Genomic DNA, 5,471 nt, shown 5'->3' on the forward strand with positions numbered 1-5,471 from the left:
TGATATGTTGAGAATCCTCTGTGAATAACACCAAGGTTTTTAATATCCTGACCTAAAAGTCTTTCCAAGGCTCCTATCCATAAAGCCAAATCCGGATTTACAGGGTTTTTAACAAATACAGGTTTATCTGTACCTCTTAAAGCCATTGCGATTTCCTGAACGGTGAAAGGGTTAACTGTAGAACGAGCTCCAATCCAAAGAACATCTACATCCGCTTCTAGCGCCGCGAATACGTGGTGCGCATTGGCAACCTCGGTTGCTGTTTTGAAACCGTACTCTTCTTTTACTTTTTTCAGCCAGTTCAAACCGATTACTCCTACTCCTTCAAATCCGTTAGGTTTAGTACGAGGCTTCCAGATCCCTGCACGGAATACCGATACCTGAGCATTGGATTCTTTAATTCTTCTGGCAGTTTCGAGCATCTGAGCTTCACTTTCAGCACTACATGGTCCTGCAATCATTAATGGCTGTGTAAGCCCACTAATCCACTCGTTTTTTAAGTCTTTTAAATTCATATTCTAAATTTTATTGTTTTTATATTTTTTGTTAAGTTCACAGCAATAGCCCTTTGATTATAAAATTTAATTTATAATTCTTTTCAAAAAATGCCGTTCAAAGTTGTTTAAAGGAATCAGGAAAATGAAAGGGCTCTACTTTTCCTGTATTTTTTGGAAAGAAATTTAATTAGCAGTACCAGTAAAATCGGTAATACGTTCTAAAATTTCTATAATAAGAAGCAGAAAAGCTAAAATAACCGCTAAAATAATTAGCGGGTGTAAAGAAAGACAGATATGTATTCGATAATTTTTCCATTTTGTTCTGGAAATGTCTTTATTTAGCGTTTCTTACTATTTTTGTTTTTGCTGAAAAGTTATTTTTCGCAGAAAACTTTGACAAATATATAAAAATTATGTCAAATCAAACTTCATTAAATCATCAAGATCTTTCAAAAGTGGATTTTTTTCTATGAATTTTTCGTAAATTTTTCTTTTGGTAACAACCTCAATCTTCAGATTTTCAACGTCTCGCACGTATTCTACCTCAATAGAATAATTTTGAACTTTTCTTCTGAAATGATTGAAAAATTCTCCACTTATTTTATCAAATTCCACTTTTGCGGAGTCGGAAGGGAACAAAACGGTGATCTTATTCTCTTCTTTTTTCTCCAACTTAAAGGTTTTTACTGCATTAAAAACGAAAGTATTTTTTTTCTGCAACTGTTTAAGCATAATCTTCCATTCGGTCTGGAGATCTGTATCTGTAAAATGATTTTTAGGAAGGTGATCGGTCTTTATAGCAATATCTTCTGCCACTTCCGTCTTCACTTCTTTATTTAAAAAAGAAGTGATGCTGAAACCGGAAGAAACTCCTGGTCTGGATAAAGGTTTTGAAGTTTTGCTGATCACAGCGGCCTGAACATTTTCAATCTGTACAGCTGCCTGTTCTATTGTAACAGGCTCTTTTTTCTCCTGAATTTTTTCAGGGATTTTCACTTCCTGCTTCTCACTGAGAAACGGAGCCAGTATCAGGATTTTTTTTTTTTAGTAACGTCTGAATTAGCAGTCAGCGAAGCCAATTGCATTAATGCAATCTCAACAGTAAGCCTTGGGTTCTTGGAGTTTTTGTAATTAATATCTGCATGATTACAGATCTCAATTCCATCAATAAGTTGTTGTGCACTCCATTTCTGACCCTGCTCTACAAACTTTGATTTTGTTTTTTCTCCTACTTCAATCAGGTCTATGGTTGAAGTATTTTGAGCCATCATTAGATCTCTGAAGTGATTTCCTAATCCTGCAACGAAAATATGAGGATCAAAACCTTTTTTAACGATATCATTGAACGCAGAAAGAACTTCAGGAATTTTATTTTCTTTAGCGAGATCAACAATGTTCAGATATTGATCATAATCCAGAATATTTAATACTTCGGCAGCTTTTGCCAGGGTAATGTTTCTCTGGGAGAATGTAGAAAGCCTGTCGAAGATAGAAAGTGCATCTCTTAATGCTCCATCCGCTTTTTGAGCGATCAAATACAAAGCATCGTCTTCGTACTGAATATTTTCTTTCTGGGCAATATTTCTAAGATGTCCCTGAATGTCTTCAATGGTGATTCTTTTAAAATCATAAATCTGACAACGGGATAGAATGGTTGGAATAATTTTATGCTTTTCCGTTGTAGCCAAAATAAAAATGGCATGAGCCGGCGGTTCTTCCAATGTTTTAAGGAAAGCATTGAAGGCGGCAGAAGACAACATATGAACCTCGTCAATAATATATACTTTATATTTACCAACCTGAGGAGCAAAGCGTACCTGATCTATCAGTTCCCTGATATCATCTACTGAGTTATTGGATGCAGCATCCAATTCATAGATATTATAAGCAAAACCATCTTCTGAAACAGAGCCGTCTTTCTCATTGATTTTTCTTGCTAAAATTCTGGCACAAGTAGTTTTACCCACACCACGAGGACCGCAGAAAAGCAATGCCTGAGCTAGCTGGCTTTCTTCAATTGCATGTTCTAAAGTATCCGTAATATGGGATTGTCCTACCACCGTGTCAAACTCCTGAGGACGATATTTTCTTGCAGATACTATAAAATTTTCCATTGGTCAAAAATAAGAAATATAGTTTTAATTTGAAAATTAAAAGTTTTCAAATTATCCACAAAAAGTATAATTCTGTATTAATTGGAAAACTTTTAATTAATTATTTATTTTTGTCCTGATAAGCAAAATCAACAATATCAGTTATTGCTTTTTCAATTTCAGATCTGCCTTCTTCACTTTTCATATCCAAGCCACAGAAAGTACTTCCATTAGCTGCAGTATGAATATTCAGATAGTAAGCTCCTGAAATCAGCAATGCCATAATAGCTCTGAATCTTTTTGCTTTGTCTTCTCCAAAATAAGGATCTGTAATATTCTTGAACATCACATCCCCCATTTCTTCACGTTCATCAGCAAGTTTCCTTAGAATAGGTTTATGTTCTGAAAGCTCCCAAAGAATGATTTTCTGAAGTTCTTTATTTTTCTTCAGGCTTTCGAATTGATTAATTAAAGCAATTTTAGACAGTTCCTTACCTCCGTCACTAAGGTCAATTTCGGTACCGCCTGCAAGGTTATTGCTCCAGTAATCCTGAGATTTGATATACTCATCAATCAGTTTATCAGTACTTCCGAAATACTCGTAGATCAATTTTTTATCAAAACCAGCTACTGCTGCAATTTTGCTTACTTTTAGGCCAGAGTAACCCTTTACTCTTAAAATTTTACCAACTGCGGCCAACAGTTTCTGTTTGGTCTTCTCCTTATCTCTGATAGGACCCTGTACAACTTTTCTAGGCATGGTTGTTATTAAATTTTTTTGCAATATGCAATTTATTATTGATATCTTCAAATGCATTTAGCGTTTTGTCTAAATGTTTTCTCTCATGAGTGGCCATGACAGCCATTCTGATTCTTGCATCTTTCCTCGCTACTGCCGGATATAATATGGGATTAGTGTAGACACCGTGCTCTATAAGAAGCTTTCCTACATCTCCGGTTACATTAGGATCACCTATTTTCACCGGAACTATTGCAGAACAGGTATTTCCTGTATCTAACCCTATATCATTCAATCCTTTTTTAAAGTAATTTATATTTTCCCAAAGCTTTATACGCCACATTGGCTCTTCATCTACCAATTCAATTGCTTTGATAATTCCCATTATAGATGGCGGTGCTGTTGCAGAAAAAATCTGTTGACGGGACTGAAATCTTATAAAAGCCGCCATTTTTTTATCACAGATCACATAACCTCCTACATTTCCGAATGTTTTACTGAATGTTCCTGTAATAAAATCAACTTTATCCATCAATCCTGCCTCTTCTAAAGCACCTCTCCCTGTTTCTCCCAAAATTCCCACACCATGAGCATCGTCTACCATTAAATAGGCATTATATTTTTTTACTAAATTATAGATGTCTCTCAAAGGAGATACATCACCATCTTGAGAATAAATTCCGTCAATGATGACAAGCTTTGTACGAAATTTATCTTCAGATGTCTTCAAAATGTGTTCCAAAGCATCCAAATTATTGTGAGGAAATGTTTTTGTATTGGTAAAAGCACATCCTTCATGTACACTGGCATGCACAGCCATATCTATAATGGCAATATCTTCTTTTTGTAATAAAATCTGAAGAGTTGCACTGTTAGCAGTATATCCTGTTGTAAATATGACTGCTTCCTCCTGTTTTCTTCCAAAAAAGGAAGAAATCTTTTTTTCAAGGTCATCATGAAAGACAAAATGCCCTCCAATAAGGGGTGAAGCTCCTGCCCCTGTACCATATTTCTGTATTCCTTCAATTGCAGCTTGTTTCACTTTCGGATGTTGCGTAAAACCAAGATAATCATTGGAAACAAAACTTACAAAATCATCTGGTTTTCCTCCTATATCTACATTCATCACAGAACTACAACCTGAATTATTTTTCAATCTGTAATTCATATGTCCATTAGATTTCATATACTCTAAAAAATCATAAAATATATCAGCTCTTTTAACTATATCAAAGTCCGGAATATTCTCGAAATCCCTAAATGTTGCTGTTGTGAAATTGATGCTCATCCTTAATCTTGTTTGTTGTGGTTTATAAGGAGCAAATATATAGCTATTTTGGAAGGCTTACGCTTGTGTAAAAGATTAAATATTATTAATTACACAATAATTCCTCTTAGTCATTGGAAACCAAATAACTTATTATATCTGTACCCTGTTTTTTTTCTATGGTGGTAAATTATTTAGTTTTTTCTCATATAAATTTAATAAAAAAAAGCAAACAATAAAACAATATTTATAAATAAAAAACAAAAAATTATAAGTATTTATCTTAACAATCTCATTTATAAATCATTATTTTTCCCATTAATATATATGCTAAACAACCCGATAATTAGTAAAGTTTTTTAACGCATTATTTAGTTTATATTCAAAATAAAACTAAAACAATTCACATAGAGGTTTCTGGAAATTAAAGTTCATTTTTTAATGACTTCCTGAATTCACCTGGAGTTTCTCCTGTCATCTTTTTAAAGAATTTTGAAAAATTAGAGGGGTCATAAGTAAATATACGGGCAATTTCAGCAACCGAGTGGTCTGAATCAGCAAGCATTTGTTTTGCCTGCCGGATAATTTCTCCATCATAAAAGTAGCAAGGATGCTGTCCTGTTTCTTTTTTTATGGTATCGGTAAGGTGTTTATGGGAAACGGCCAGCCTTCCTGCAATTTCATTTACCTCCATAAATTCAGAAACATCTCCTTTAATCACTTGCCGGATATGATCTTCTAAAAAAGTAAAATACTGTTGGGTTATTTCTTCACTTCTTTTCATCTTGTTTTTTTATTTATAATTCATTAAAAATTATAAAATTAAAAATACGCATTAAAATCCACATGGTGAACTTTTCGGGAAAGTATAAAAG

At 33.9% G+C, this 5,471-nt stretch carries 5 protein-coding genes and 1 pseudogene; all 6 read right to left on the bottom strand.

Annotated elements, in window-relative coordinates:
* A pseudogene (locus BBH99_RS09150) lies at window positions 1-515 on the bottom strand (3-deoxy-7-phosphoheptulonate synthase); the annotation flags it as partial.
* 393 nt (window positions 516-908) lie between these two features.
* On the bottom strand, window positions 909-1,493 hold the full coding sequence (locus BBH99_RS22740) for a hypothetical protein (protein WP_228390775.1): 585 nt from the start codon (window positions 1,491-1,493) through the stop codon (window positions 909-911).
* 32 nt (window positions 1,494-1,525) lie between these two features.
* Window positions 1,526-2,611, bottom strand: a complete 1,086-nt coding sequence (dnaX, locus tag BBH99_RS09160) for a DNA polymerase III subunit gamma/tau (RefSeq protein ID WP_066694844.1) — start codon at window positions 2,609-2,611, stop codon at window positions 1,526-1,528.
* A gap of 100 nt (window positions 2,612-2,711) precedes the next feature.
* A complete protein-coding gene (locus BBH99_RS09165; RefSeq protein WP_066694845.1) occupies window positions 2,712-3,350 on the bottom strand; it encodes a TetR/AcrR family transcriptional regulator in 639 nt (212 codons plus the stop codon).
* The gene (locus BBH99_RS09170; protein WP_066694846.1) at window positions 3,343-4,617 is read right to left on the bottom strand and encodes an aminotransferase class I/II-fold pyridoxal phosphate-dependent enzyme; all 1,275 of its coding nucleotides are present in this window, start codon (window positions 4,615-4,617) and stop codon (window positions 3,343-3,345) included. Before BBH99_RS09170 ends, BBH99_RS09165 begins: the two co-directional genes overlap by 8 nt.
* A 403-nt stretch (window positions 4,618-5,020) precedes the next feature.
* Window positions 5,021-5,380 (bottom strand): helix-turn-helix domain-containing protein, encoded by a 360-nt coding sequence (locus BBH99_RS09175; protein ID WP_066694848.1) that lies wholly within the window; start codon window positions 5,378-5,380, stop codon window positions 5,021-5,023.
* Window positions 5,381-5,471: the final 91 nt, after the last annotated feature.

This window comes from Chryseobacterium contaminans (assembly GCF_001684955.1).
In the GTDB taxonomy this organism is placed as follows: domain Bacteria; phylum Bacteroidota; class Bacteroidia; order Flavobacteriales; family Weeksellaceae; genus Chryseobacterium; species Chryseobacterium contaminans.